17 protein-coding genes and 1 tRNA gene are annotated in these 23,192 nt (G+C 47.9%); 9 read left to right on the top strand and 9 right to left on the bottom strand.

Annotated elements, in window-relative coordinates; translation table 11 throughout:
• Nucleotides 1–228: 228 nt before the first annotated feature.
• The 3 genes from CWM47_RS14745 to CWM47_RS14735 all read right to left on the bottom strand — a co-directional run bounded on the left by CWM47_RS14745 (nucleotide 229) and on the right by CWM47_RS14735 (nucleotide 1,123).
• A complete protein-coding gene (locus CWM47_RS14745; protein WP_100988773.1) occupies nucleotides 229–474 on the bottom strand; it encodes a hypothetical protein in 246 nt (81 codons plus the stop codon).
• A 186-nt stretch (nucleotides 475–660) separates the two neighbouring features.
• Entirely contained in the window at nucleotides 661–894 is a 234-nt protein-coding gene (locus tag CWM47_RS40660; RefSeq protein ID WP_240625910.1) for an ISAon1 family transposase N-terminal region protein, read from the bottom strand.
• Between the two features lie 155 nt (nucleotides 895–1,049).
• Nucleotides 1,050–1,123: transfer RNA gene (locus CWM47_RS14735), tRNA-Met, on the bottom strand.
• Nucleotides 1,124–1,237: 114 nt separating this feature from the next.
• Between CWM47_RS14735 and CWM47_RS14730 the strand changes: the two genes are divergently transcribed.
• From CWM47_RS14730 to CWM47_RS14710, 5 genes are all read left to right on the top strand, one after another.
• The gene (locus CWM47_RS14730) at nucleotides 1,238–1,630 is read left to right on the top strand and encodes an START-like domain-containing protein (RefSeq protein WP_100988771.1); all 393 of its coding nucleotides are present in this window, start codon (nucleotides 1,238–1,240) and stop codon (nucleotides 1,628–1,630) included.
• A gap of 98 nt (nucleotides 1,631–1,728) precedes the next feature.
• A complete protein-coding gene (locus CWM47_RS14725; protein WP_100988769.1) occupies nucleotides 1,729–3,219 on the top strand; it encodes an LptF/LptG family permease in 1,491 nt (496 codons plus the stop codon).
• A gap of 68 nt (nucleotides 3,220–3,287) precedes the next feature.
• Nucleotides 3,288–3,563 carry a 30S ribosomal protein S15 gene (rpsO, locus tag CWM47_RS14720; protein ID WP_093822608.1) on the top strand — a complete coding sequence of 92 codons (276 nt, stop codon included), beginning with the start codon at nucleotides 3,288–3,290 and terminating at the stop codon, nucleotides 3,561–3,563.
• Nucleotides 3,564–3,714: 151 nt separating this feature from the next.
• On the top strand, nucleotides 3,715–5,841 hold the full coding sequence (pnp, locus tag CWM47_RS14715) for a polyribonucleotide nucleotidyltransferase (RefSeq protein ID WP_100988767.1): 2,127 nt from the start codon (nucleotides 3,715–3,717) through the stop codon (nucleotides 5,839–5,841).
• 75 nt (nucleotides 5,842–5,916) lie between these two features.
• Nucleotides 5,917–6,780, top strand: coding sequence for a sigma-70 family RNA polymerase sigma factor (locus tag CWM47_RS14710; RefSeq protein ID WP_009282104.1), 864 nt, complete (start codon nucleotides 5,917–5,919; stop codon nucleotides 6,778–6,780).
• A 124-nt stretch (nucleotides 6,781–6,904) separates the two neighbouring features.
• On the opposite strand, the gene CWM47_RS14705 is transcribed toward CWM47_RS14710, so the two are convergent.
• From CWM47_RS14705 to CWM47_RS14695, 3 genes are all read right to left on the bottom strand, one after another.
• Entirely contained in the window at nucleotides 6,905–8,089 is a 1,185-nt protein-coding gene (locus CWM47_RS14705; RefSeq protein WP_100988765.1) for an HU domain-containing protein, read from the bottom strand.
• Between the two features lie 20 nt (nucleotides 8,090–8,109).
• The gene (locus CWM47_RS14700; RefSeq protein ID WP_100988763.1) at nucleotides 8,110–9,792 is read right to left on the bottom strand and encodes a hypothetical protein; all 1,683 of its coding nucleotides are present in this window, start codon (nucleotides 9,790–9,792) and stop codon (nucleotides 8,110–8,112) included.
• 104 nt (nucleotides 9,793–9,896) lie between these two features.
• Nucleotides 9,897–12,968 carry a tetratricopeptide repeat protein gene (locus tag CWM47_RS14695; RefSeq protein WP_100988761.1) on the bottom strand — a complete coding sequence of 1,024 codons (3,072 nt, stop codon included), beginning with the start codon at nucleotides 12,966–12,968 and terminating at the stop codon, nucleotides 9,897–9,899.
• A gap of 177 nt (nucleotides 12,969–13,145) precedes the next feature.
• On the opposite strand from CWM47_RS14695, the gene CWM47_RS14690 reads away from it, so the two are divergent.
• From CWM47_RS14690 to CWM47_RS14675, 4 genes are all read left to right on the top strand, one after another.
• Nucleotides 13,146–15,002: a M61 family metallopeptidase gene (locus CWM47_RS14690; RefSeq protein WP_100988759.1), complete on the top strand. Its 1,857-nt coding sequence runs from the start codon at nucleotides 13,146–13,148 to the stop codon at nucleotides 15,000–15,002.
• Nucleotides 15,003–15,111: 109 nt separating this feature from the next.
• Nucleotides 15,112–16,326, top strand: a complete 1,215-nt coding sequence (locus CWM47_RS14685; RefSeq protein WP_100988756.1) for a DUF5009 domain-containing protein — start codon at nucleotides 15,112–15,114, stop codon at nucleotides 16,324–16,326.
• A 184-nt stretch (nucleotides 16,327–16,510) separates the two neighbouring features.
• Nucleotides 16,511–18,562: a beta-L-arabinofuranosidase domain-containing protein gene (locus CWM47_RS14680; RefSeq protein WP_100988754.1), complete on the top strand. Its 2,052-nt coding sequence runs from the start codon at nucleotides 16,511–16,513 to the stop codon at nucleotides 18,560–18,562.
• 161 nt (nucleotides 18,563–18,723) lie between these two features.
• Nucleotides 18,724–18,915, top strand: coding sequence for a hypothetical protein (locus CWM47_RS14675; RefSeq protein ID WP_100988752.1), 192 nt, complete (start codon nucleotides 18,724–18,726; stop codon nucleotides 18,913–18,915).
• Nucleotides 18,916–18,975: 60 nt separating this feature from the next.
• Here the strand turns inward: CWM47_RS14675 and CWM47_RS14670 are convergent, their stop codons facing one another.
• The 3 genes from CWM47_RS14670 to CWM47_RS14660 all read right to left on the bottom strand — a co-directional run bounded on the left by CWM47_RS14670 (nucleotide 18,976) and on the right by CWM47_RS14660 (nucleotide 22,968).
• Nucleotides 18,976–19,692 carry a beta propeller repeat protein gene (locus tag CWM47_RS14670; protein ID WP_100988750.1) on the bottom strand — a complete coding sequence of 239 codons (717 nt, stop codon included), beginning with the start codon at nucleotides 19,690–19,692 and terminating at the stop codon, nucleotides 18,976–18,978.
• 272 nt (nucleotides 19,693–19,964) lie between these two features.
• The gene (cobA, locus tag CWM47_RS14665) at nucleotides 19,965–20,717 is read right to left on the bottom strand and encodes a uroporphyrinogen-III C-methyltransferase (RefSeq protein WP_100988748.1); all 753 of its coding nucleotides are present in this window, start codon (nucleotides 20,715–20,717) and stop codon (nucleotides 19,965–19,967) included.
• A 91-nt stretch (nucleotides 20,718–20,808) separates the two neighbouring features.
• On the bottom strand, nucleotides 20,809–22,968 hold the full coding sequence (locus CWM47_RS14660; protein ID WP_100988746.1) for a nitrite/sulfite reductase: 2,160 nt from the start codon (nucleotides 22,966–22,968) through the stop codon (nucleotides 20,809–20,811).
• Nucleotides 22,969–23,192 lie beyond the last annotated feature (224 nt).

The raw sequence follows: 23,192 nt of genomic DNA, 5'->3' as shown, positions 1-23,192 counted from the left end.
AGGCTATAAACTAAACGCAAAAAAGTGACGATTCGGTTGTTGACAACTTATGGTAAAGAGCTTTTTAGAGAGTAACATACAAAATACTTAGGAAAGGATTACTGAATTTCCGGGAGGAGTTAAAATGAAAAAAGCCCAAATACGGGCGGAGGAGAAACCAGCACCGTATGTTTATACGACTGGTTTTATACTAGACGAAAAGGGGGTATTTGCTTATCTCTTAAAGGCTTAGTAAGCCCGTGCCGGTCTCACATTTGTAAGAGCCACCAGCAACCGTTCGCTGATAGCCGCCTTGGTTGCCTGAACGGTTTGCTGCCAGCAAGTTGAGGTTATCGATTTTGTTTTAGCTACCGATGTGGCTGTTTTAGACCGCATCTGTTTGCGGGCGGCAAACATATTATGCGGATGGCCCATGCTAAATGCCTGTCCGCTAATGCCTAAAAATAAAATGCCGACTATAAGGAGAGTTTTCATGAGCGCTGCTATCTAAGAACAATACAAAGATATGGGTTTAGTTTGGTATCTTGCAATACATAGTACTAAATTTTTAAAAAATATTTTTGAGTGTGGTAGAGTGGGTGAAATGAGTGGAGTAAGTGGAGTTAGTCAGTTCCAGTTCCAAGGTCACTCACTTCACCCACTCCACTCATTGCACCCTAGCTAGCTAGTGTGGAGGAAAACCTGGTGCCCACGAATGGGGAAATCTTGAACCGTGATAGTCGGAAAGAAACCTTTGGAGAGTAGGTTTTTACGTTCCGGATCCCGCTGATCGGCATTTTTCTCTTCGATATGAACGTGAAAGACGCCCTGGAGCCGGTCAATGGATGTCAATTCGAAATTTTCCAGAATAAACTCAGGCAACAGGAACTGGATGATGGGTAAGAAACTCTCCAAAGCAAGTAGGTTTGATTAAGAACACAAACCTAGAAAAATACAACGCTCTCCACAACTTTTGGAATTGATCCGGTTTCTGCAACCCAGTGTTACTCTATTGGGTAGCGGTAAAATAAAAGCTCCATTTGTGCATACAAATGGAGCTTAGTTATAAGTAGCGGGGAGCAGGATCGAACTGCCGACCTTAGGGTTATGAATCCTACGCTCTAACCATCTGAGCTACCCCGCCGTTTCGTTTCACAAAAGTAAGGAAAAAACGGCTTGAAGCAAAAAAAGTCGTTGACATTCGCAAAAAAAATCGTTTACCTTTGCCAATGACCCCTTTTCCTAAAGGAGAAAAATTATGGAGAAATTTAAGTTTATTGCTGAATACGAACTTCGGGCATCTCCCAAAATGCTGTTTCCTTACATTAGCACCGCATCAGGCTTGTCGCAGTGGTTTGCCAGTAAGGTAAATACAATGCCGGAACAACGGCTTGACTTTCAATGGGACAACGAGAGCCACATTGCCCGTCAGGTTTCCATGCGGCAAAATAAAGGTGTGCGTTTTGAATTTCTGGACACAGACGAAAACGGCAACGATAACAACTATGTGGACTTTCGGGTCGATCAAAGCGAACTGACACAATCAACCTTTCTACGGATCACCGATTATTCGTCAACCGCCGATGAAGAAGAGCTTCAGGATCTCTGGGATGGGCTTATGTATAAGCTAAAAGAGATTGTTGGTAGTTAAATTTTGTTAATGCATAAGGGAAAAGGAACGATGAATAATGAGGATAACGTCTTACGTATAGACTATTATTCATTATCCATTCTGCATTATACATTAGAATGAAGAAAATAGATAAATTAGTACTCGGCTCGTTTTGGGGGCCGTTTTTTTTAACCCTTGGCGTCGTCATCTTCATCTTCCTGATGCGACTGCTGATGTTTTATATCGACGAGTTCGTTTCCAAAGACCTCGATCTGCTCACCTTCGGCCGCCTTCTTTTCTACTTTGCTTTACTAACGATCCCAACAGCTTTGCCGCTGGCGGTACTCTTGTCGTCGTTAATGACGTTCGGGAACCTCGGCGAATTTTTTGAGCTGACGGCACTGAAAAGCGCAGGAATTTCCCTAACCAGGGCAATGCAGCCCCTGCTTATTGTGGCCATAGGTATTAGCGCCTTCTCGTTCTGGTTCAATAATTCCGTAGCACCCTGGGCTAATCTGAAAGGATATAGTCTGCTTTATGACATAAAAACCGCCAAAGCCACGCTCAATCTAAAGGAAGGTATCTTTTATAATGATTTGCCGGGCTATAGTATAAAGGTAGATCATAAAGTGAAGGCCGCTAAAAACAGCATTACAGGCGATTTGCTGAAGGGGCTGGTCATCTATAAACACCCGGTCAGCGGTATTGAATCAGGTAATCGCGAGATTATCCTGGCCGATTCGGGGCGGATGTACACGGATAAAGATCGTACGTACCTTGTTTTTCAACTCTTTAACGGCAACGATTACCAGGAGTATTCCGACAATAGTATTAGTTACGCCAGCAATGGATCGACGGCGCAGGGAGCACAATACATGCGGAATGGCTTTAAGGACTATCGGCTCGTTATCAGCCTGGAATCATTCGGGATCAAACGAACCGATGAGAACCAGTTTGAGTACCACGAGTTCATGAAAGACCTCAACCAACTCTCCAAGCTTACGGATTCGTTGCGTAAAGATTATACGACAACCAGTCTGAACGTAGCGGGGAGCTCACGGCAATATTATACGTACCAGTTCAAGGCCGACGCTGTGCTGAAACAGAAGAAGCTAACGAAAGGGAAATGGCTTGACTCGCTGCTGAGGAAACAAACGGTTGCCACGCCCGATCTGGCGCAGGCGGCCCTGGGTCAGGCGCAGAGTATCCTGTCTTACTCTACGTCGAACGTAACATACCTGACCGAAAAGGAAAAGAACGTCTGGCGGTATCAGTTAGAAAGCCACCACAAATTCACGCAGGCCGTTTCGGTTTTCGTCATGTTTTTGATCGGTGCGTCGATGGGGGCCATTATCAAAAAAGGTGGTTTCGGTTTGCCCGTGCTGATTGCCATCGTATTTTTTATTTTCCTGTATATATTAACGATTGCGGGCGACAAGTATGCGAAAGACGGTTTACTCTGGGTGCCAATTGGTGCCTGGCTCGCCAACATTGTGCTTTTCCCGCTTGGCCTGCTGTTAATGCAGCGTGCCCGGCACGATTCACGTCTGTTCGATAAAGATGTTTACTTAATTGCGTGGGAACGACTGAGAAAACGATTCATTAAGAGCGGTAACGTTGTCAGTTAATAATTACAATTATTTTTCCTTATCTTTGCACCCGAATTCATAATTTTTAATCAATTAGCTGTCTGAAGATGTATCTAACGACCGAAAAAAAACAGGAGATATTCTCCACCTCGGGTCATGCCAAAAGTGCAACTGACACCGGGTCGGCCGAATCCCAGATCGCGCTTTTTACCTATCGGATCAGTCATTTAACTGAGCACCTGAAAGTTCACAAGCACGATTACGGCACTCAACTGGGTCTTTTAAAATTAGTTGGTAAGCGTCGTCGCCTGCTGAACTATCTCCTCAAAAAGGATATCATGCGGTACCGGGCTATCCTGGCTGCGCTGGGACTCCGGAAGTAATTTGGGACAACCCACAAAAAGGGAATCTGCTAACAGTAGATTCCCTCATTTTTGTTGTTTCTATAAGCAGGAATAACAAGTAAGTAAAAAGGTAAGCTAGAAGCTGCCGAGCGGTTTAAAGCTGTAAGAGAACGTATTCAAAATAAGCTGTATGTTTGAAATCACCACGCAATCCGTTGCGCTGCCCGACGGGCGGGAAATTACCATCGAAACCGGAAAACTGGCCCGTCAGGCCGACGGTGCGGTGGTTGTACGGTTAGGCGACACCATGCTGTTGGCAACCGTTGTATCAAGTAAAGATGCCAAAGAAGGCGTCGACTTCCTTCCTTTATCTGTTGATTACCAGGAAAAATTTGCTTCGGCTGGCCGGATTCCGGGAAGCTTCCAACGTCGCGAAGGTCGCCTGGGTGATCACGAAATCCTCATTAGCCGTTTAGTAGACCGCGCCCTGCGGCCTATTTTCCCTGATAATTACCATGCCGATACGCAGGTGATGATCACGTTGATTTCGGCAGATCCCGAAGTGCAACCTGATGCATTGGCTGCATTGGCTGCTTCATCGGCCCTGGCCGTGTCGAATATCCCGTTCAACGGGCCAATCTCCGAAGTACGCGTTGCCAAAATCGATGGTCAGTATAAGATCAACCCAAAAACATCGGAACTGGAACGCGCTACAATCGACCTGATTGTGGCTGCTACCAGCAAAGACATTTGTATGGTAGAAGGCGAAATGAACGAATGTTCAGAAGCCGAAGTCGTGGAAGCAATTAAAGCTGCTCACGAAGCCATCAAGCTTCAGTGCCAGGCGCAGAAAGAACTGGAAGCAAAGGTTGGTAAAACCGAAAAGCGTGAATACAATCACGAAACGCACGACGAAGTACTTCGTGCTGCCGTTCGTGCCGCTACCTACGATAAAATTTATGCCGTTGCCCTCCAGCAGAACCCAAGCAAAAAAGGTCGTTCGGATGGTTTCAAAGCCGTTCGTGACGAATACTTAGCATCGTTTGCCGAGGGAGAAGAGGTAAACGTAAGCTTAATTAAAACCTATTTCCACGACCTGGAGTGGGAAGCGTCGCGCCGGTTAGTGCTTGACGAGCGTACCCGTTTAGATGGCCGGAAACTGGACCAGATTCGTCAGATCTCTGCCGAAGTTGGCTATCTGCCAGGCCCACACGGTTCCGCACTGTTTACACGGGGCGAAACGCAATCGCTGACAACTGTTACGCTTGGTACAAAAACCGACGAACAGATTGTTGATCAAACCATGTACCAGGGGTACAGCAAATTCCTGTTGCACTATAACTTCCCCGGCTTTTCAACGGGCGAAGTGAAGCCTAACCGGGGTGCTGGTCGTCGAGAAATTGGTCACGGTAATCTGGCTCACCGATCACTGAAAAAAGTATTGCCACCTGCCGAAGAGAACCCATACACCATTCGGATTGTATCCGACATTCTGGAGTCGAACGGCTCATCGTCGATGGCAACGGTTTGTGCCGGTACGATGGCGTTGATGGATGCTGGTATCAAGATCAAAGCACCCGTAGCCGGGATTGCCATGGGCTTGATTTCAGATGGCGATAAGTATGCCGTTCTGTCGGACATCCTTGGCGACGAAGATCACCTTGGCGATATGGATTTCAAGGTTACAGGTACAACAAAAGGTATCGTCGCTTGCCAGATGGACCTGAAAGTTGATGGTTTGTCGTATGAAGTACTGGCACAGGCACTGGAGCAGGCTCGTTTGGGCCGGTTGCACATACTGGGCGAAATGATGAAGGGCATCGCAGATGTTCGTTCGGACTTGAAACCCCATGCTCCCCGTGCTATGGTCATCAAGATTGACACAAACCAGATCGGCGCGGTTATCGGGCCCGGTGGTAAAGTGGTTCAGGATATCCAGAAAGATTCTGGTGCTGTCGTTAACATCGACGAACATGACAATGCGGGTTGGGTTAGCATCTTTGCCACCAGCAAAGAAAGCATGGACAAAGCCGTATCCCGTGTGAAAGGCATCGTTGCTGTACCGGAAGTTGGCGAAACCTATGTAGGCAAAGTGAAAACGATTCAGCCGTTTGGTGCATTCGTTGAGTTCATGCCCGGTAAAGATGGACTTTTGCACATTTCCGAGATTAAGTGGGAGCGTCTGGAAACCATGGACGGTGTACTGCAGGTAGGGGAGGAAATAACGGTAAAGTTGATCGACGTGGACAAAAAGACCGGAAAGTATCGTTTATCGCGTAAAGTTTTGCTGCCGAAGCCGGAGAACAAAATTGCGTAAGTCATTGTTACTTTTTCGTGTAATGTTACGTCAAACGGAAGCGTTATATAGTCACTCCACCGGGGACAACGGATTATGAGACAGCTAAAAATTTCAAAACAGATAACCAACCGCGAGAGCCAGTCGTTAGACAAGTACTTGCAGGAAATTGGTAAAGTGGACTTGCTTACGCCCGATGAGGAAGTAACGCTGGCCCAAAAAATTCGGGAAGGTGACCAATTGTCGCTGGAGCGATTAACGAAGGCGAACTTACGCTTCGTCGTGTCGGTTGCCAAACAGTACCAGAATCAGGGGCTATCGTTGGGTGACTTGATCAACGAAGGGAATCTTGGCCTGATCAAAGCGGCACAACGGTTTGATGAAACGCGTGGATTTAAATTTATCTCGTACGCTGTTTGGTGGATTCGTCAGTCTATTCTTCAAGCCCTGGCCGAACAGTCGCGTATTGTTCGTCTGCCCCTCAACCGGGTAGGTTCGCTGAACAAGATTTCGAAGACATTCTCCGACCTGGAACAGAAGTTTGAACGGGAGCCATCGCCAGAGGAATTGGCGGCAGTACTTGAGATTTCAGCTGCGGAAGTAGTTGACACACTCAAGATTTCGGGCCGTCACGTGTCGATGGATGCGCCGTTTGTGCAAGGTGAAGAGAATAGCTTACTCGATGTACTTGAAAACGACGGTGAAGACAAACCAGACTCCGGCCTGATTAACGACTCACTTCGGAAAGAAGTACAACGAGCGTTATCGACGCTAACACAACGTGAAGCAGATGTGATCACACTCTACTTCGGTCTTAATGGCGAACACGCTATGACACTCGAAGAAATTGGTGAGAAATTCAACCTTACCCGTGAACGGGTTCGGCAGATAAAAGAGAAAGCCATTCGTCGGCTCCGCCACACCTCACGGTCAAAAGCGCTGAAGACGTATTTGGGTTAAGATTCCTGTTTGTACGTGTGCAGAACGGCTCCTTCGAAAGTGGGGGCCGTTTTTGTTTGTATCACACAAAGCATAAAAAAAGGACAGCCTTGAGGCTGTCCTTTTTTTATAGAAAAGATGGTAACTAATTCTTATAAAGCCAGGCTCCTGAACCAGCTATCTCAGTTATAGCAGCCATATTGGCAATGGCTTCATCGCGATCAGCAGAACCGGCAGCTGCAACTTTATATAATGTGGATTTCTGCCCACGGTTTGGCAAAATAACAAAGGCGTCAGAATACCCGGCTTTACGAAGTTGACGCTTCATGCGAAGCGCATTTCGTTTGCTGGAAAAAACGCCCGCAATTACTGTGTAGTAAGGTGTTGTTCTAACAGCCTTAGTGAAAATAGCTCTTCTCGCTGGAATGGAATTTACAGCCGATGGTTTGACAGTAGGAGCTGCTTCAAGTTTTACTTTAATTTCCGCTGACTTTATTGCAATAGCCGCTGGTACAGGCTTCGCTGGTGCACTTTCCGTTGGCTTAACTACTTCTGCGACTGGGATGGTTTCTGGCTTGGCTACAACAGCAACCGGTTCAATAACAGGCTCAGAGGCAACAGTGACTGGTTTGACCGTTTTTTCTACAGCGGTTGACTGGTTGAAATAGGAAGCAGGCAAACGAAGCAGGTTTGATGGATCGAGGCTGCTTTGTAAGGGTTGACCAGGATTAATTACCGAGAAATAACTAAATACACCAAGTGACCCGATCACCAGGGCGGCTGCCGCCACACGCCAGTAGGGGCGCGATGGACGATAAGGCGTCAGGGTGACATCATCATCTTGAACTAAAACAGGGCCAACGGCTGTAACAGGAACTGCGTCCAGAACCGGCTCTGGTTTTGGTTTTTGATGAACCAGTTGCGACGATATGGCGCTCATGCCATAGGCTTCACCAAAGAAATTATGCCGCAAACTGGGATCGAACTGTAAACGACCTTCGTCATTGTGGGTAAACGTGCCGATATTGTCAACTTCAAACCGGCCATCTGTTTCGATTTTTCGACGAAGCTCCGTAACGAACTGACTAATGTGCTTTTGAGCGCCCTCGCGGTTTACAGGCTCATGAAGCATAATATAGTTGGCCAGAATCCCATCGTCGAAACGAAGAGCCTCATTAAAGGCAACCCGTTTACGAGGGGGCAAATACAAACCACTGCTTTCCGTAAAGGCTGCCGGTTGGTAGTGTGTAAGGAAAGCCCCAAGCTCGGGAACAACCACACAGTCGTACTGATACAGCAACTTTTTTAGGTAATCTTTAACAGCAGCCATAGTGTAAGTCAACGGAACGATTAGAATGAATAACTGATTCCGCCGAGAAAGTTAAGCCCTTGCGTTTGATAATACAAATATCGCTGGTAATTCTGCCCGAAGATATTATTAAGCGAAACAAACGCCGATACCTGCTTCCCTAAGAAATAGTCAATTTTTACATTGGCGTCGTAAATAGGCTTCAGTGTATACACGACGCCCGTTGTGAAGTTTTTATTTTTGATACCCTGATAAAAATACAAATCAGCGGTGACAAATAATTTTTTGTTCAGGATGTACGAGTTGGTCCAGGTAGCAGCCACCTGCGGACGTCCCCAGGCTTGTTCAAGTCGCTCAAGACCGTAATTAAAGACGTCAGCTTTCAGTGTCGAGCGGAACTTGTCTTTTTGGGCGTAGGCCAGTTGCCCCGATATTGTTAGCACATTTGACACGCCACCATCGTAGAGAACGAAGAATTTGGTCGTGTCTGGATTGGTGTTATTGAAGGCCGAGAAGTTACGGTAGCGGGCATAGGATACTTTACCTTCGTAAGAGAACCCGCCACCGACATTTCCTTTGGAACCAGCATATATATCCCACGACTTAACAGTGTTAACCAATAGAACTTGTGGCGCAAGCCACTTATTCTCAGACAATAACGAACGAAGCGTATTTCGGTTAATGTCGCCGTCGATACCCGCAAAAACGTGAATATTGGTAATGGGCGCAACGTCAATATCGACTACCGGAAAGGCCCGGGTATCATTTATACCTTGCCGTTGATCGGTTTGATTAGCAACATTGATCCCCCCCGTTATCGTGAACAGCGAAGAGGTGTACTTAAACGTTGGCTTTACCCGAAACAGATTACGGTTGTCGATAATTGAGCCGTCGGTGCGTTGCGTAACAAACGCATCGGCAGATACTAAGGCGATCAGCTCGTCAGTAAGGCCCAGGGAGGCATTGAAGTTAGTCGCCCAATCGGTCTCGGATGCATTGAAACGGTCGCGCAGGGAGGTGATACCCGTACGAAGTGAGTAGTCGATGGCGTTGTCCGAATTGGCGTTTTCAATACCAAGTTTAACGTTGATCGTGTTGAGCCGCTGCTTGATTAAGTCCGGGTCGAACGTAGGTTGGGCTGCGTATTCGCGACTGTATCCGTAAAAGTTATACGTGTTTCGGTCGAATCCAAGATCCGCCTGAAGTTTAAACGCATCCGCTAAATACTTACCCGTAACCCGAAGCCGGGTATCGCTCTGTGCCGAATTCTTCCCGTCGACAGGCCCGATGCCCGAAGACAGATGTCGAATGGAGCCCTCCAGTGCCAGATTGGATAAATTGTTTATACCCACAAAACCCTCACCCAAAAACGAGCTATAGTTTCCGGCGCCAAGCTTTACGTAATTGTTGTAGGCCGGTGTTTCGTCGGGCTTTGCCGTCGTCGGGGCAAGTACGCCGGGGGTTATTTTAGGATCACCGATGGTTAGTTTCCGATCCTCAAATTCGTAAGTCAGCTTCCGCTGTTCAACTGATTGTTTGATGGACGGAATTTTATTGAAAATTCGATTAGCGGGGGGTAAGTCGATTTTACGACTTTTCTCAACGGTAATTTCCTGATTATCCACCTCGCCCTCTTTAACGGGACGCGTTGGCTTCGGCTGCTGTGCGAAAAGCACAGTCGACCAGGAAAAAAGGGAAAGGGTTAACAGGGGACGTAGGGTCATATTGTAGCGTGAAACGTAGTAAAGAATGAAAAGTGAAGAGAAATAAATAACAGTCCATTGACAAATCGACTACCAACATTTCATTCTTCATTCTGCACTCTTCATTAATTTTTAGACTCTAGTGTGGCCAGCTTTTGTTTGGCTTCGGCAACGATGGTTTGGTCGGATGAGTTTTCAATGATCGAGTTCAGGACAGCCTTGGCCTGTGCTGGTTCGTCGAGCGCAGCGTTATTATCTGAAATCAGTATAAAGGCTTTTCCCTTCCAGTACTCAAAATCACTGAACTGTTCATTAAATTTCAACAGCGTTGTGACAGACTCTTTATACTTTTTCTGCCGATAGAGAATCTCACCTAAGTGATACTGGGCTTCGGCACCGTTGATATCTTTAGCCAGTGCGATGGTTTTCTCGAAGTCTGACTGGGCTGTTTTATAGTCATTTTTGGCCAACGCAATCTTTCCGAGCATCAATTGAGCCCGGTTTTGCGCCCCTGCCACGACGTTACCACCCGAGGCAACATCCCGCGCAATTGTGGTAGCGGAGTCAAGCTTGGGAATAGCAAAGTAGGTATCCATCAGGCCCAGTTGAGCGGTAACTTGTTCGGCTTTACTGCCTGCCCGGCTCTGGATAATCTGATAGTTGCGAATCGCCCGAGCGTAATTTTTCTGTTTTATTTCCAGATCAGCCGCGCGAGTGGCGGCCCGAACCAGGTAATCTGATTTGTTGTCGGCAACAATCAGATTGTAATAACGCAGCGCATTGGCAGCGTCGTCAGTTTGCCGGTACGATTCGGCCAGAAAATAGCGGGCTTCGTTCGTGCTCGGGCTGGCCGGGTACTCCTGCATGAAGGCGAGAAGCGATTGAATGGCCTGCTGGTATTTGCCGCTGGAGTAGATATCCCGGGCATTTTCGAACTGTACCCGTTCAACATCCGTGCTGCCCGGATTGCCCTTCTTGTATTGTCCTAAAACCTGAGAAAACTCTTCGGGCCGACCGGCATCGTTCAGGGTATTTTGAATGCCCAACAGCGCACTTTGCGCCTGGTCAGAATTGCCGTAATTATCCAGAATGCGTTTGTAATCGGCAACGGCCGGGTCATATTGTTGCACATTACCATAAGCAATGGCCCGTTTCAGTAGAGCGGCTGGTATGAGTGCGCTGTTGGGCTTGTCCTGAATTAAGCGGGTGAAGCCCTGAATAGCCACTTGATACGATCCTTTTTCGAAATCAACGTTGGCTTTTTGAAAGAGTGACTCATCGACAAAGCGCGAGTTCGGGTATTGACGCTGCACTTGTTCGAACTGGGCTTTTGCTTCGGCATCTCGCCCAACATAACTTAAGATCAGGGCTTTTTGATAGGATGCGTAATCTTTATCAGGGGCATTCTGCGCGATGGCCAGATCGTAAGAGCGAAGGGCATTTTCGTATTGTTTCGTCACAAAATACGAATCGGCAAGCCGGATTGTTGCGTCCTGCACTTGAGACCGGTCGTCGGCATCAGCGCCACGATTCACAAAATCACGGAAATAGGGCAGCGCTTTCGTGTAATCCTTTTTGTTGTAATAGGCATAGCCTAACCCATACAGGCTTTTTGCCGCGTAGTTTCCTGACCCCGATTTAGAAATACTGGCGTATAAGGGGATGGCGGTATCATATTGCTTACCCGCCGAATATGACTCGGCTTTCCAGAATTGAGCGGCCTGCTGTAGGTCATTATCGACCGGAAATTTCAGGGATTTGTCTAGGTTGGCAACGGCCTGCTGGTAGCGTTCGGCATTGAAATCGTTTACACCCTGATTGTAGGTCAACCGTTGATAGGTCGCGTTGATTTTAGGCGTCCGGCGTTTGAGGCCTTCAATGTAGGCAATGGCCGCCGGGTAATTATTCGACGCATAATAGGCTTCGCCAACCAGCTCGTTCGCTTCATTCTCGAACTTACTATCGGGATACTGCTTCAAAAAAGCCGTCAGTTCTTTTACGGCATCGGCCCCGTTATTCTGATCTAATTGTAGTTTGGCGTGATTGAAACGCGCTTCCTCCTGAATATCCCGGTTGAACGTCAGCCGCCCGGCCTGATCGAATGCATTTAACGCATAGGTCGGGTTCTGAGTTTGTAAGTAACTGACACCGAGGGTGTACGCTGCATATTGAGCCGTAGTGTCTTTGCCGCCTGTCAACGTTTTAAGTTGCGTGATGGCGTCATTGTAAGCCCCCGTGCGGAACAACGACTGTCCATAGCGGAACTTCACCGCTCCCGGCGCTTTAGCTCCCGCCGTGTTGATGTATTGTTTATAATACGGAATGGCCTTGGCAAACTGGTTTTGCTGATAAAAAACTTCGGCAGTAAAGAGGGCCACTTCGGTCATGCCCGCTCCATTGTTGCGACGGAGGAGCGGTTCGGTATAAGTTAGCAGATCATCATACCGACGTTGCTTATACAAGGACTGAGCAATCCAGTTAGGGACCTGGTTTTGGTAGGTAGGGTTGTTTTCGACCCGTCGGAAATCGGCGACAGCTTCGTTGTAGTTGCGGTTCCGGAAGTTGATCACACCGGCATAATACGAAGCGGCTGGTGCATCGGGTGAGTTTGCATCAACTTTTACTTCATTTAGTAATGGTAAAGCCTGTTGTAAATTCTGGGTGTTGTAGTAGGAGAGGGCCAACTGATACTTAAAGGCCGTTTGCTGCGCCGAACTGCCGCCTTGCGATACCGCTTTCTGAAGGAAATCAATCGCCTTTGTATAATCCTGTCGGGCATAATAGTACGTTCCCAGATCGCCGTATAATTGGCCGGCCTTTGGGTGCTGGCTATGATTTTTAACGAAACGGTCCACCAGGAGTTCAGCACCCGGTTCGTCGATATAGAGGCTGGTGAGGGCAATGTAATACTCAGCTTCTACCGCATTCTGATCGCCGGTCGTGAGCAGCGTCTGGGAGCCACCGGCCCGTCGGGGCTCAAGGTATTGCCGGAATTCGTATCGGGCAGCCGCATAATTGGCTTTCTCGAAGAGCTCAAGGCCATTTCGATAATGGTAATCAGGTTCGGCATTACTTTGCGTTCGCTGCGCCGAAGCCGACAGGATGGTAAAAAACCCAAGGGACAGTAAAATCAGCAACCGACTGATTCGCGTATGGAGCGATTGGTGTTGACCCAGGTGGGCGGATGAATAGGGCATAGAGAAAAATTATGGTCAATGTTTCAGGTTTCAGTTTCAATGGGTAGCGTTCGGTGCATAAACCTGAAACATTGACCCTGAAACTACTTTTTGTCTGATTTGCGTCGTAGTTTCGCCGATAAATTGACAAATATCACGTCAAATCTGGACAAAAAACGAAGGTATTCCTGTTTCCGTATGAAAAAAAACGCCCGGCTTCTGTATTTACTTACTGTCTGGACATTTTTTATTCCATTTTCATCAACTGCTACGCCTGTTATTGCCGATGAGGAAACCCCTCCGGCAGCCTCACCAACTGTGACCTACGTGCTATCGATGCCCGAGCCACAGACGCACTATTTCGAGGTAGAAATGCAATTGAAAAACGTGGCAAGTGCCACAAATGCGAAGAAAAATGGCTACCTAGACATCAAAATGCCCGTCTGGACACCGGGTTCTTATCTGATTCGCGAATACGCCAAAAATGTAGAAGCGTTCACGGCCTCTGCCGGTGGTAAAGCTGTTTCGAGCGATAAAATTCGGAAAAATGCCTGGCGCGTCTATTCATCAGAGGACAACCTGACAATTCGTTACCGGGTGTATGCAAACGAGTTAACTGTGCGAACGAGTTTCGTTGATGCAGACCACGGTTACGTAACCCCTGCCGGAGTATTTATGTATCATGATGCACTCAAGACGATTCCCCTGCGCGTGGTGGTGCAACCCTACAAAGACTGGAAGAGCGTAACAACAGGACTTGAACCAGTCGATGGACAGGCAAATACGTTTGAAGCAGCCGATTTTGACATATTGGTCGATTCCCCCATTGAGATTGGTAATCAGAAAACCTTCAGCTTCACGGCTTCCAACGTTCCGCATACGGTGGCTATGTTTGGCGATGTAGACTATAATCAGCAACGTTTATCGGCCGATTACAAGCGCGTTTGCGAAGCTGCTGCCACGGTTGTAGGCGAACACCCCTGCAAACACTATACCTTTATTGTCCATCACATTCCGCCGGGTGGGGGCGGTCTTGAACACCTTAATTCAACAACCCTCGAAACGACACGCAATGCCTACGCCACCGACGCGAATTACAAACGCTTTCTCTCGCTGGTTGCTCACGAGTATTTCCACCTCTGGAATGTAAAGCGCATCCGGCCGGTAGCGCTGGGACCGTTCGATTACGAGAACGAGAATTATACCCATATGCTCTGGCTATCAGAAGGATGTACCTCATTTTATCAGGAGTATATTTTGCGAAGAGCCGGGTTTCATACGCCGGAGGCTTACCTCAATCTGGTCGCCAGCAGCATTACCGAAATTGAAAATCAACCGGGTACGCGCGTTCAATCGGCGGCTGAGTCGAGTTGGGATGCGTGGATTAAAGGCTACCGGCCAAACGAAAACTCGGCCAATACAACGATATCCTATTATAGCAAGGGCAGCGTGTTGGGATCGTTGTTAAACCTGGCCATTCTGGCAGGAACCAACGGCCAACGGAACATGGACGATCTGCTACGGCTCCTGTATGCTGAATACTACAAAAAGCAAAAGCGAGGGTTTACGGATGACGAGTTTCGTAAGGCGGCCGAACAGGTTGCCGGTCGTAAACTCGATGACTTCTTCAACATCGGTGTGAACACATCAGAGCCTATAAACTACAATGCCTACTTTGAACCTGTGGGGGTGAAACTGACCAACGTAGCGGCTAAAGTGCAGGACGGTTTTCTGGGGGCAGCGACCAGCCCGGCCAACGGTAAATCAACGATCTCCAGTGTTCGGCGTGGATCAGCAGCGTATACGGATGGCTTAAATGTTGGCGATGAAATTATATCCGTAAACGGTGTTCGCGTGGGTGATGACCTTTTGCGCCTTATTAGCGGTCGTAAGGTGGGCGATAAGATAATCGTGCTGGTTAACCGGGCCGGGCTTCTTCGCGAAATCCCCGTTACCTTAACACAGAATCCGCTGGTTAGCTACCGGATTGAACCCGTAGAGAACCAGACTGCCGCGCAAAAGGCATTATATGCGAAATGGCTGTATATAAATTAAAGGTTTATTTTAGGCTGGGCTTCAAGAGTACTAAAATAAGACAGGCCTAGTAATCCACTGAGCCTGTCTTATTTTTTTGTAGGTTGTAGCAGAATACCAAAAACACAGTATGCCTCTACCAGAAACAGTTCCTGCACAACCAGCGCGGTCGCTCACGATACCCATGCGGGTCGACTCAATCGATATTTTACGAGCCCTGACAATGATCCTGATGATTTTTGTCAATGACCTGTGGTCGCTCACCGATATTCCCGTCTGGCTAGAGCACGTGCCGGGCGGAGTTGATGGTATGGGACTGGCTGATGTAGTATTTCCTGCTTTTCTGTTCATCGTAGGCATGTCGCTCCCGTTTGCGGTTAACGCCCGACGGAAAAAGGGTGACTCAGACCTTGCACTTATTGGTCATGTCATCATGCGCTCGGTTGCCTTGCTGGTAATGGGCGTTTATCTGGTTAACGGGGAGTCGATCGATGAAGCGGCTACCGGAATGCACCGACTGGTCTGGAATGTAGTAGCGTGTATTTGCTTTATCGTACTCTGGAATGCCTACCCTAAAACGGCAACTAAGTGGGTAGTGCTGACAGGTAAGCTAGTGGCAATAGGCATCCTGGTTGGCATGGCCTTCATGTATCGGGGCGAACAGGGAAGTCGATTCGCAACACACTGGTGGGGAATTCTGGGCCTCATTGGCTGGTCGTATCTGGCCGCAGCTCTGGTAACTGTTTTTTCCCAAAACCGGATTGGCGTTTTAGTCGCTGCCTGGGCCGGTTTTTGCTTACTAAGCATGATCGCGTCTGCCGAACTGCTTCCCAACGCTATTTCGTTCATTCCCAGTGCCATAAGCCGAGGCACCATGGCAGGCCTGACGATGGGGGGCGTGGTCCTCTCCACTCTTTTTCAACAGTACCGCCAGCAGGGTGAGTCTAAACGGATGACACTTGTTTTCGTCATAGTGTCTATCGCCCTGATCGGTTTATCGATGTACACCCGCACATTCTGGGGTCTCAGTAAACTGGCAGCTACACCCGCCTGGTTATTTCTGTGTAGTGCTCTCACAATTTTGATCTTTACGGCCATCTACTGGCTGGTTGATGAGGGTAAAAATGCGAACTGGTTTACGTTTATTAAGCCCGCTGGCACAGATACCCTGTTATGCTACCTGATCCCATATTTTGCCTACGCCTTTACAACGCTGCTAAACCTTCACTTACCCAAAGTTTTGTTGACGGGTGGCGTTGGTCTGCTAAAATCCTTTTTATTCGCCCTTCTGTGCGTTTGGATTACTGGATTACTTAATAAAATCGGGATTCGACTAAAGTTATAAGTCAGCCAAACCCGAAAAGCCCGGCGAACAGGCAGTAACCTTTACAGGAGCACGCCTTGAATGTATAGTTAATAGTGTAGAATGAATAATGAAGAATGAAATAAAAAAAGATAAACTACTGATTGTCTGAATTTAACAATTCTACATTATTCATCATCCCTTTTTATCAATTCTGTACGTATTTATGCGCCTACCTCTTCCGTTACTGCTTTTTTTGGGGCTTCTGGGTCAGACCTTCGCCCAGCCAAAAAACACCGCTACCCCTTCACCAGTTGTCTCCTACATCAACAATCGGAAACCCCTGCGCCCCAATCCCTACATTGAATTGCCGTTAGGTGCGATCAAAGCGAAGGGGTGGTTGAAGGAAATGCTGCTTCGACAAAAGACAGGTGCTTCCGGACGGCTTGACGAACTTTATCCACTTGTGATGGGTAAACGCAACGGCTGGCTCGGGGGCGATGGCGACCAATGGGAGCGGGGGCCCTACTGGATTGACGGCCTTTTACCCTTGGCCTACCTCCTGGACGATCAGGAACTCATTGCAAAAACCAAGCCCTGGATAGAGTGGGCCATCAACAGCCAGCAACCCAACGGCTATTTCGGACCGTTAAAAAATTACCCACAGGAAGCAGGCTTGCAACGGGACAATTGTGAGGATTGGTGGCCTAAAATGGTCATGCTCAAGATTTTGAAGCAATACTACTCCGCAACGCGCGACCCGCGGGTGATCAGGCTGATGACCGATTACTTTGCGTACCAATTAAAAGAACTCCCAAAACACCCGCTCGATCACTGGACGTTTTGGGCTCGCTATCGTGGTGGCGACAACTTGATGGTCGTTTACTGGCTCTACAACCAAACCGGCGATAAATTCCTGCTCGACCTTGCTGATTTAATCCATAAGCAAACCTTCGATTATACGAACGGCTTTCTGAAAACGAACATGTTGAGCGAACAGGGGAGTATCCATTGTGTCAATCTGGCACAGGGTATCAAAGAGCCACTGATTTATTACCAGCAACATCCCGATCAAAAGTACGTACAGGCTGTCGATAAGGGACTTGCCGACAATCGTCACTTCAACGGTATGGCGCATGGCCTTTACGGGGGCGATGAGGCTCTACATGGAAACAATCCGACGCAGGGTTCCGAATTGTGCAGTGCTGTCGAGATGATGTTTAGTCTGGAAAGTATGCTGAATATAACCGGAAGCGTTGCGTATGCCGACCAGTTAGAGAAAATTGCCTTCAACGCCCTGCCCGCCCAGGTTACCGACGATTTTATGGGCCGACAGTATTTTCAACAGGCAAATCAGGTGATGCTCACCCGGCATGTTCGAAATTTCGATCAAAATCATGGCGGTACCGATGTGTGCATGGGTTTACTAACGGGTTATCCCTGTTGTACGTCGAATATGCACCAGGGGTGGCCGAAGTTTACTCAAAACCTCTGGTATGCTACCGGTACGCCGGGGCGGCCCGACAAAGGCCTTGCTGCCCTGGTGTATTCGCCCAGCGAGGTAAAGGCTTACGTAGGAAATGGCACCGAAGTGACCTTCGTGGAAGAAACCAATTACCCCTTCGAGGAAACCGTAAAATTTACGCTGAAGGCTACTACCATCGGGAAAGCACTCAATTTTCCGTTGCATTTGCGTATTCCGGCCTGGTGCCGACATGCAACGATTTTGGTCAATGGGAAAACATGGAAAGAAATTGCCGGTAATCAGATTGTGGCGGTAAACCGTGTCTGGAAATCCGGCGATGTGGTTGAGTTACACTTACCCATGCACGTAAAGACCAGCAAATGGTATGAAAATTCAACCTCTATAGAGCGTGGTCCACTGACCTACGCCCTGAAAATGGGAGAGGAGTCAAAAACGGTAAAAAATGAAAAAGACCCAATAAACTATGGCGACCAATACATTGAAGTTCGGCCGACAACACCCTGGAATTACGGGCTTGTCGACGTGCCCGAAAATCAATTGGAAAAAGCCCTGAAAGTTACCACAAAAGAAACGGTGAACGCCTTCCCCTGGAATTTGGACAATGCACCTTCAGAAATTCGGGTCAAAGCCCGGCGCATACCATCCTGGCAGCTTTACAATGACATGACAGGGCCTATTCCGTTCAGCATAACCAGCGGGTTGGAAACAGCCAAAGAGGAAGAGGAAATAAGTCTGGTGCCTTACGGTTGTACAACCCTGCGAATCTCACAATTTCCGGTGGTGAGGAAATGAGGTAGGATTAATAGCTGGAACCAATGGACTAATTCCTGCAAAAGGCTAATTACACTCGTTTATTCGACTAGCGTTTTGATGGTATTGTTTGGTTAACTAATTTATTTTTAACCCCGCAACCAGTACTTTTTTATAGTATTTTCAGGAAAACTAACAAACGTATGCAAGAAGCCAAATCAAGCCATCAGGACTTAGACGATTCGACTGTCACACCTTTACGGGGATTGAGTATTATGGTAGCCTCGGTATTTGCCATTATGATTGCGATAGCCACGCCTATTTTGGGTGAAGCCTTGTTTGCTTTATTATTCTACGGAAAATCAGGCAGGAAAACAGCCAAGACGAACATTTAGAGTTAGCACCGAGTACAACATAAACCATCTATCCAGGCGCAGCAAGCAGGTTTTGTAAAGCTAAGGCTGTGGTCTTTTTGATATATAAACCACCCCCCGACCATTTTTGCTGTTGCAAAATGAAAAACTTTGCCCCGAATGGCCGCTACTACAAACTGCATCCGTTCCTGTAATATAAAGCCGCTCCTGGTCATCAAGATACAGACTATGTAATTGATGAAGCTGAGGAAGGTCAATACGTCGACCATCAGACCTGATAACACCCGGCGTTTCAAAGATGCCCGTTGTAGCAGCGGGGCCATCTAAAAAGACCTGGTTGATGGTATACTGTAGGCTATTTGCCGTCGTGACCGGGTTAATTGAATACGCAGTTTTCGATCCATTTTCTGATGGGTCAAAGACGGGATTTCGTCGGGTATACCGTTGCCAGTTCTTCCCATCATCGATACTGTAATTACCTGGGTTAACCAGATAACGGCTATTGAGCAAGCCATTCAGCGTAAATAGAGTATCCTTATAGGAAACCAAGCCGAATATGCCGATGGATTGCTGAAGAACTTTTTTCCAGCTTTTTCCTTGATCGGTGGAGCGAAATACCTCAGAGAAGGTGGCTATTACTAAGGTTTTATCGCGATTACCCCACACGCTTTGTAGTTCCTTATCAATAGGCGACTGAATAGTGTACCAGTCTGGATACTCGGGGGCTATGGTCTCTACGTTCGTAGGTTTACAGGATAAAAGGAATAAGAGGAGTGAGAAGCAAAAAAGGGTTCTCATACGTTTAAGTTTAGAAAGGAAATTTACTTTTTTGCTGAGTTATAGGCTCGTAACCAAGTGGTGCTTATTTAATAGATCAAATTAAAATGAATAATTGATAATAAGTAAATTCTTAAATCACAAATTCACTATTTTTTCGCCTGGTAGGTCCGAATTGTCAATTTAACTAAGTATTGAAATAGTAGATCATGTATATAAAAGAAGCCCTCACTACACAGAAAGGGCTTCTTTTATATACATGATCACGAACAGGTTTGCGTAAACATCCTATTCTAGTATGGAACTTGATTAACCGATTGTATCGTCTGTAGCTCGGTCAATGAAAGCCCCGCTACCTCACCCACGACGATGATGGCCGGATTACCAATGCCCGATTCGTTGACTTTCTCTAAAATATCCTGAACACGACCAACGACTTTTTGCTGGTCGGCCAGCGTACCGTTCTGGATAATAGCAACGGGCGTTTCGGATTTACCACTACCGGCGAATACCGCCATGATGTCGGCAAGTTTATGCATGCCCATCAGGATTACCACCGTTGCGGTCGATTGGGCTGCCAGATGCAGGTCGTTCGACAGTTGCCCGGCTTTGGTCGTTCCCGTTATCACCCAAAAGCTTTCTGAAACCCCCCGAGTCGTTAGCGGAATACCCGCCGAAGCCGGTACGGCATAGCTGCTCGACAGGCCCGGTATCACCTGCGTGTCGATCCCGTGCTGACGGGCGAACTCGATTTCTTCGAAACCCCGGCCAAAGACAAACGAGTCACCCCCTTTCAATCGTACAACATGGCCGTATTGTTGCGCATAATGCACAATGAGGGGGTTAATGTCTTCCTGCATGCACGAATAGGCTCCACGCCGTTTTCCAACGTAAACCTTCAGGGCATCGGGGCGGCAATAATCAAGCAAGTCTGTATGAACCAGCGCGTCGTACATCACCACATCGGCCTGTTGCAACGCCTTAATGCCTTTTACCGTAATTAAATCCGGGTCACCTGGCCCAGCTCCTACGAGAGTGAGTTTCATTGTTTAAAGAGCGAAAGAGTGAAAGAGTGAAAGAGCGAATGAGTGGATGGCGTATTAATTGTCGCTCTTTCACTCTTTCGCTCTTTCACCTTTAGCTATCCTGTGCCTGGCTTAATTCCTGCAATTCGGGGGTGCCTTCCCGCTCAATTTGCGCTTCGCGGAAGGCTTGAATGGTTTGCAGGAACATTTCGGCCTGTGCCAGGAACTGTTGGGCAAAAGCCTCAGAAGGTTCCTGTTTGTTTATGCTGAAGACCAGTGCTTTGAAATCGCCTTCAGCCTTGTGGAAGTTGAATTCGTTGTTTGCCGTACCGGTGGCAAAGTTTTTGTCGAAATCACTGACAATACCGTGCTGCGTATTGGTTGGAATATCGCGGCTCATCAACGCGGCCCTTGCGCCGGTGATGAATACGTTATAAGCGTGATAAAGCGCATCGGCCCAGCGACCATCCGAGAAAGCTTCCTGTGCCCAGCCCAGTTTTTCGGTTGCCTCGGTTAAGGTGGTGGCAACTAAGTCGATCAACACGCTGGCGCATTCGCCAACACCAACTTCTGTTACGTACTGTTCGGTATGGTCCCAGTCAATGTAATCGCTGTCGACCAGTGTTTTCAGATCGGCGATGGGTTTTAGAAGTTGATAAAAATAGTTTTTTCCCTGCCGGGCGTAGTAATCGCTGTAATATTCGCCATCGAATGTGTTGGCTTCAAAATCGCGGAGTAAAGAGCGGAGGGACTCAGGACCGCGTTTTGCCGGTATTTTAATGACTTTATCGGCAATCAATCCTTCACCTTTGCCATTGAAACCACCGCCCAGTAATACCTGCAACGCAGGCAACACATACGCGCCATTCTTAAGCGATGAGCCGTGATAGCCGATATTCGCCACCGAGTGCTGACCACAGCCGTTCATGCATCCCGAGATCTTGATTTTGATGTCGTCGTTGAAGACCAGATCAGGAAACTCGTCGTGCATCATTGTTTCAAGCGCCCGGGTAATACCATAACTGCTCGAAATGGCAAGGTTACAGGTGTCTGTGCCGGGGCATGTGGTAATGTCGGCTGTGGTGTCGAAACCGGGATTCGCCAACCCTAACGCGTCGAGGGCTTCGAATACGGCTGGCAGGTCTTCCGGCCGGATAAACCGAAGTAAATAGCCCTGATTGACCGTAACCCGAATGTCATCGGCTGCATATTTGCTAACAATTTCCGCCAGTGACCGGGCCGTTTCTGCGTTCATATCGCCTAATAGCACCCGCAGTTGAACAGCGTACCAACCGGCCTGTTTCTGTTCAAAAACATTGGTTTTAAACCAATTAGCTAGTTTTTGATTGTCAGTATCCAGTTGATAGCCAGTCACTTCAGGACGTTCATTATACTGATCGCTCACCGAAAACGGGGAATCGTCGACCGAAAAAAGTTTAGTTTTTAAGGCAGGTGTTTCTTCAGCCACCCGGCGCAGTAATTCGTCCAGCCCAATGTCGTTGAGGAGGTACTTCATGCGGGCTTTGTGGCGTTTCTGGCGTTCGCCGTAGCGGTCGAATACCCGAATGACTCCTTCAATAAACGGAATTACCCGGTCTTCTTCCAGAAACTCATAAGCTGTCTGTGCGGAAAACGGCTGTGCGCCAAGCCCACCGCCCAGCATCACTTTGAATCCACGTTTGCCATCCTGCACACGGGCAACGAGACCTACATCGTGCATGTAGCCGTAAGCCGAATCCTTTTCGCTTGACGAAACCGAGATCTTGAATTTCCGGCCCATGTCCTGGCAAATGGGATTGCGAAGGAAATAATCAAAAATATGATAGGCGTGGGGCGTAATATCGAAAGGCTCCAACGGATCGACACCAGCGCGGGCAGAGCCCGTCACGTTCCGAACCGTGTTACCGCAGGCTTCTTTTAGCGTGATGCCCGCATCTTCGAGTTCGGCCCAAAGCTGGGGCGAATCCGCCAGTTTCACGAAGTGTAGCTGGATATCCTGCCGGGTTGTGGCGTGAAGATTTCCCGTCGCATATTTGTCCGACAGGTCGGCAATGCGCACAAGTTGAGCAGCCGTAATGCGTCCATGAGGCAGTTTGATGCGAATCATCTGAACGCCGGGCTGCCGCTGGCCGTAAACGCCACGGGTAAGCCGGAATTTACGAAAAGCTTCGTCGGCAATATCGCCCGAGCGGAAGGAACTGATCTTTTGTTCCAGATCCAGTATATCGCGCCGGGCAGCCTGGCTAACGTTGTCGGTCAATTGGATAGACATAGGTAGTATGTAGTCTATAGACTTAATCAACTAAAATAATAAAACGAAACGCCGGAAGTCCCGGCGTTCTAGTTCATGTGCAAGTATAAGTATTTTTAACGCCAATTTAGTTCGCTATTAGCCCTACTTATCGTTATGGTCGATAAGTATAGGTTATGAAGCTATGTGATTTTGGCGCTTTTAATCTGGGCAGCAACTTTTTGTACCGTTTACGAAATGGTCTA

This window comes from Spirosoma pollinicola (assembly GCF_002831565.1).
GTDB lineage: Bacteria > Bacteroidota > Bacteroidia > Cytophagales > Spirosomataceae > Spirosoma > Spirosoma pollinicola.
The sequence above is the reverse complement of the archived record's forward strand: the minus strand, read 5'-3'. Positions and strand labels throughout refer to the sequence as shown.

Coding starts and splice junctions, on each gene's coding strand:
- CWM47_RS14745 (WP_100988773.1), bottom strand. CDS start 474: ATGAAAACTCTCCTTATAGTCGGCATTTTATTTTTAGGCATTAGCGGA.
- CWM47_RS14730 (WP_100988771.1), top strand. CDS start 1,238: ATGGAGAAATTTAAGTTTATTGCTGAATACGAACTTCGGGCATCTCCC.
- CWM47_RS14725 (WP_100988769.1), top strand. CDS start 1,729: ATGAAGAAAATAGATAAATTAGTACTCGGCTCGTTTTGGGGGCCGTTT.
- rpsO (WP_093822608.1), top strand. CDS start 3,288: ATGTATCTAACGACCGAAAAAAAACAGGAGATATTCTCCACCTCGGGT.
- pnp (WP_100988767.1), top strand. CDS start 3,715: ATGTTTGAAATCACCACGCAATCCGTTGCGCTGCCCGACGGGCGGGAA.
- CWM47_RS14710 (WP_009282104.1), top strand. CDS start 5,917: ATGAGACAGCTAAAAATTTCAAAACAGATAACCAACCGCGAGAGCCAG.
- CWM47_RS14705 (WP_100988765.1), bottom strand. CDS start 8,089: ATGGCTGCTGTTAAAGATTACCTAAAAAAGTTGCTGTATCAGTACGAC.
- CWM47_RS14700 (WP_100988763.1), bottom strand. CDS start 9,792: ATGACCCTACGTCCCCTGTTAACCCTTTCCCTTTTTTCCTGGTCGACT.
- CWM47_RS14695 (WP_100988761.1), bottom strand. CDS start 12,968: ATGCCCTATTCATCCGCCCACCTGGGTCAACACCAATCGCTCCATACG.
- CWM47_RS14690 (WP_100988759.1), top strand. CDS start 13,146: ATGAAAAAAAACGCCCGGCTTCTGTATTTACTTACTGTCTGGACATTT.
- CWM47_RS14685 (WP_100988756.1), top strand. CDS start 15,112: ATGCCTCTACCAGAAACAGTTCCTGCACAACCAGCGCGGTCGCTCACG.
- CWM47_RS14680 (WP_100988754.1), top strand. CDS start 16,511: ATGCGCCTACCTCTTCCGTTACTGCTTTTTTTGGGGCTTCTGGGTCAG.
- CWM47_RS14675 (WP_100988752.1), top strand. CDS start 18,724: ATGCAAGAAGCCAAATCAAGCCATCAGGACTTAGACGATTCGACTGTC.
- CWM47_RS14670 (WP_100988750.1), bottom strand. CDS start 19,692: ATGAGAACCCTTTTTTGCTTCTCACTCCTCTTATTCCTTTTATCCTGT.
- cobA (WP_100988748.1), bottom strand. CDS start 20,717: ATGAAACTCACTCTCGTAGGAGCTGGGCCAGGTGACCCGGATTTAATT.
- CWM47_RS14660 (WP_100988746.1), bottom strand. CDS start 22,968: ATGTCTATCCAATTGACCGACAACGTTAGCCAGGCTGCCCGGCGCGAT.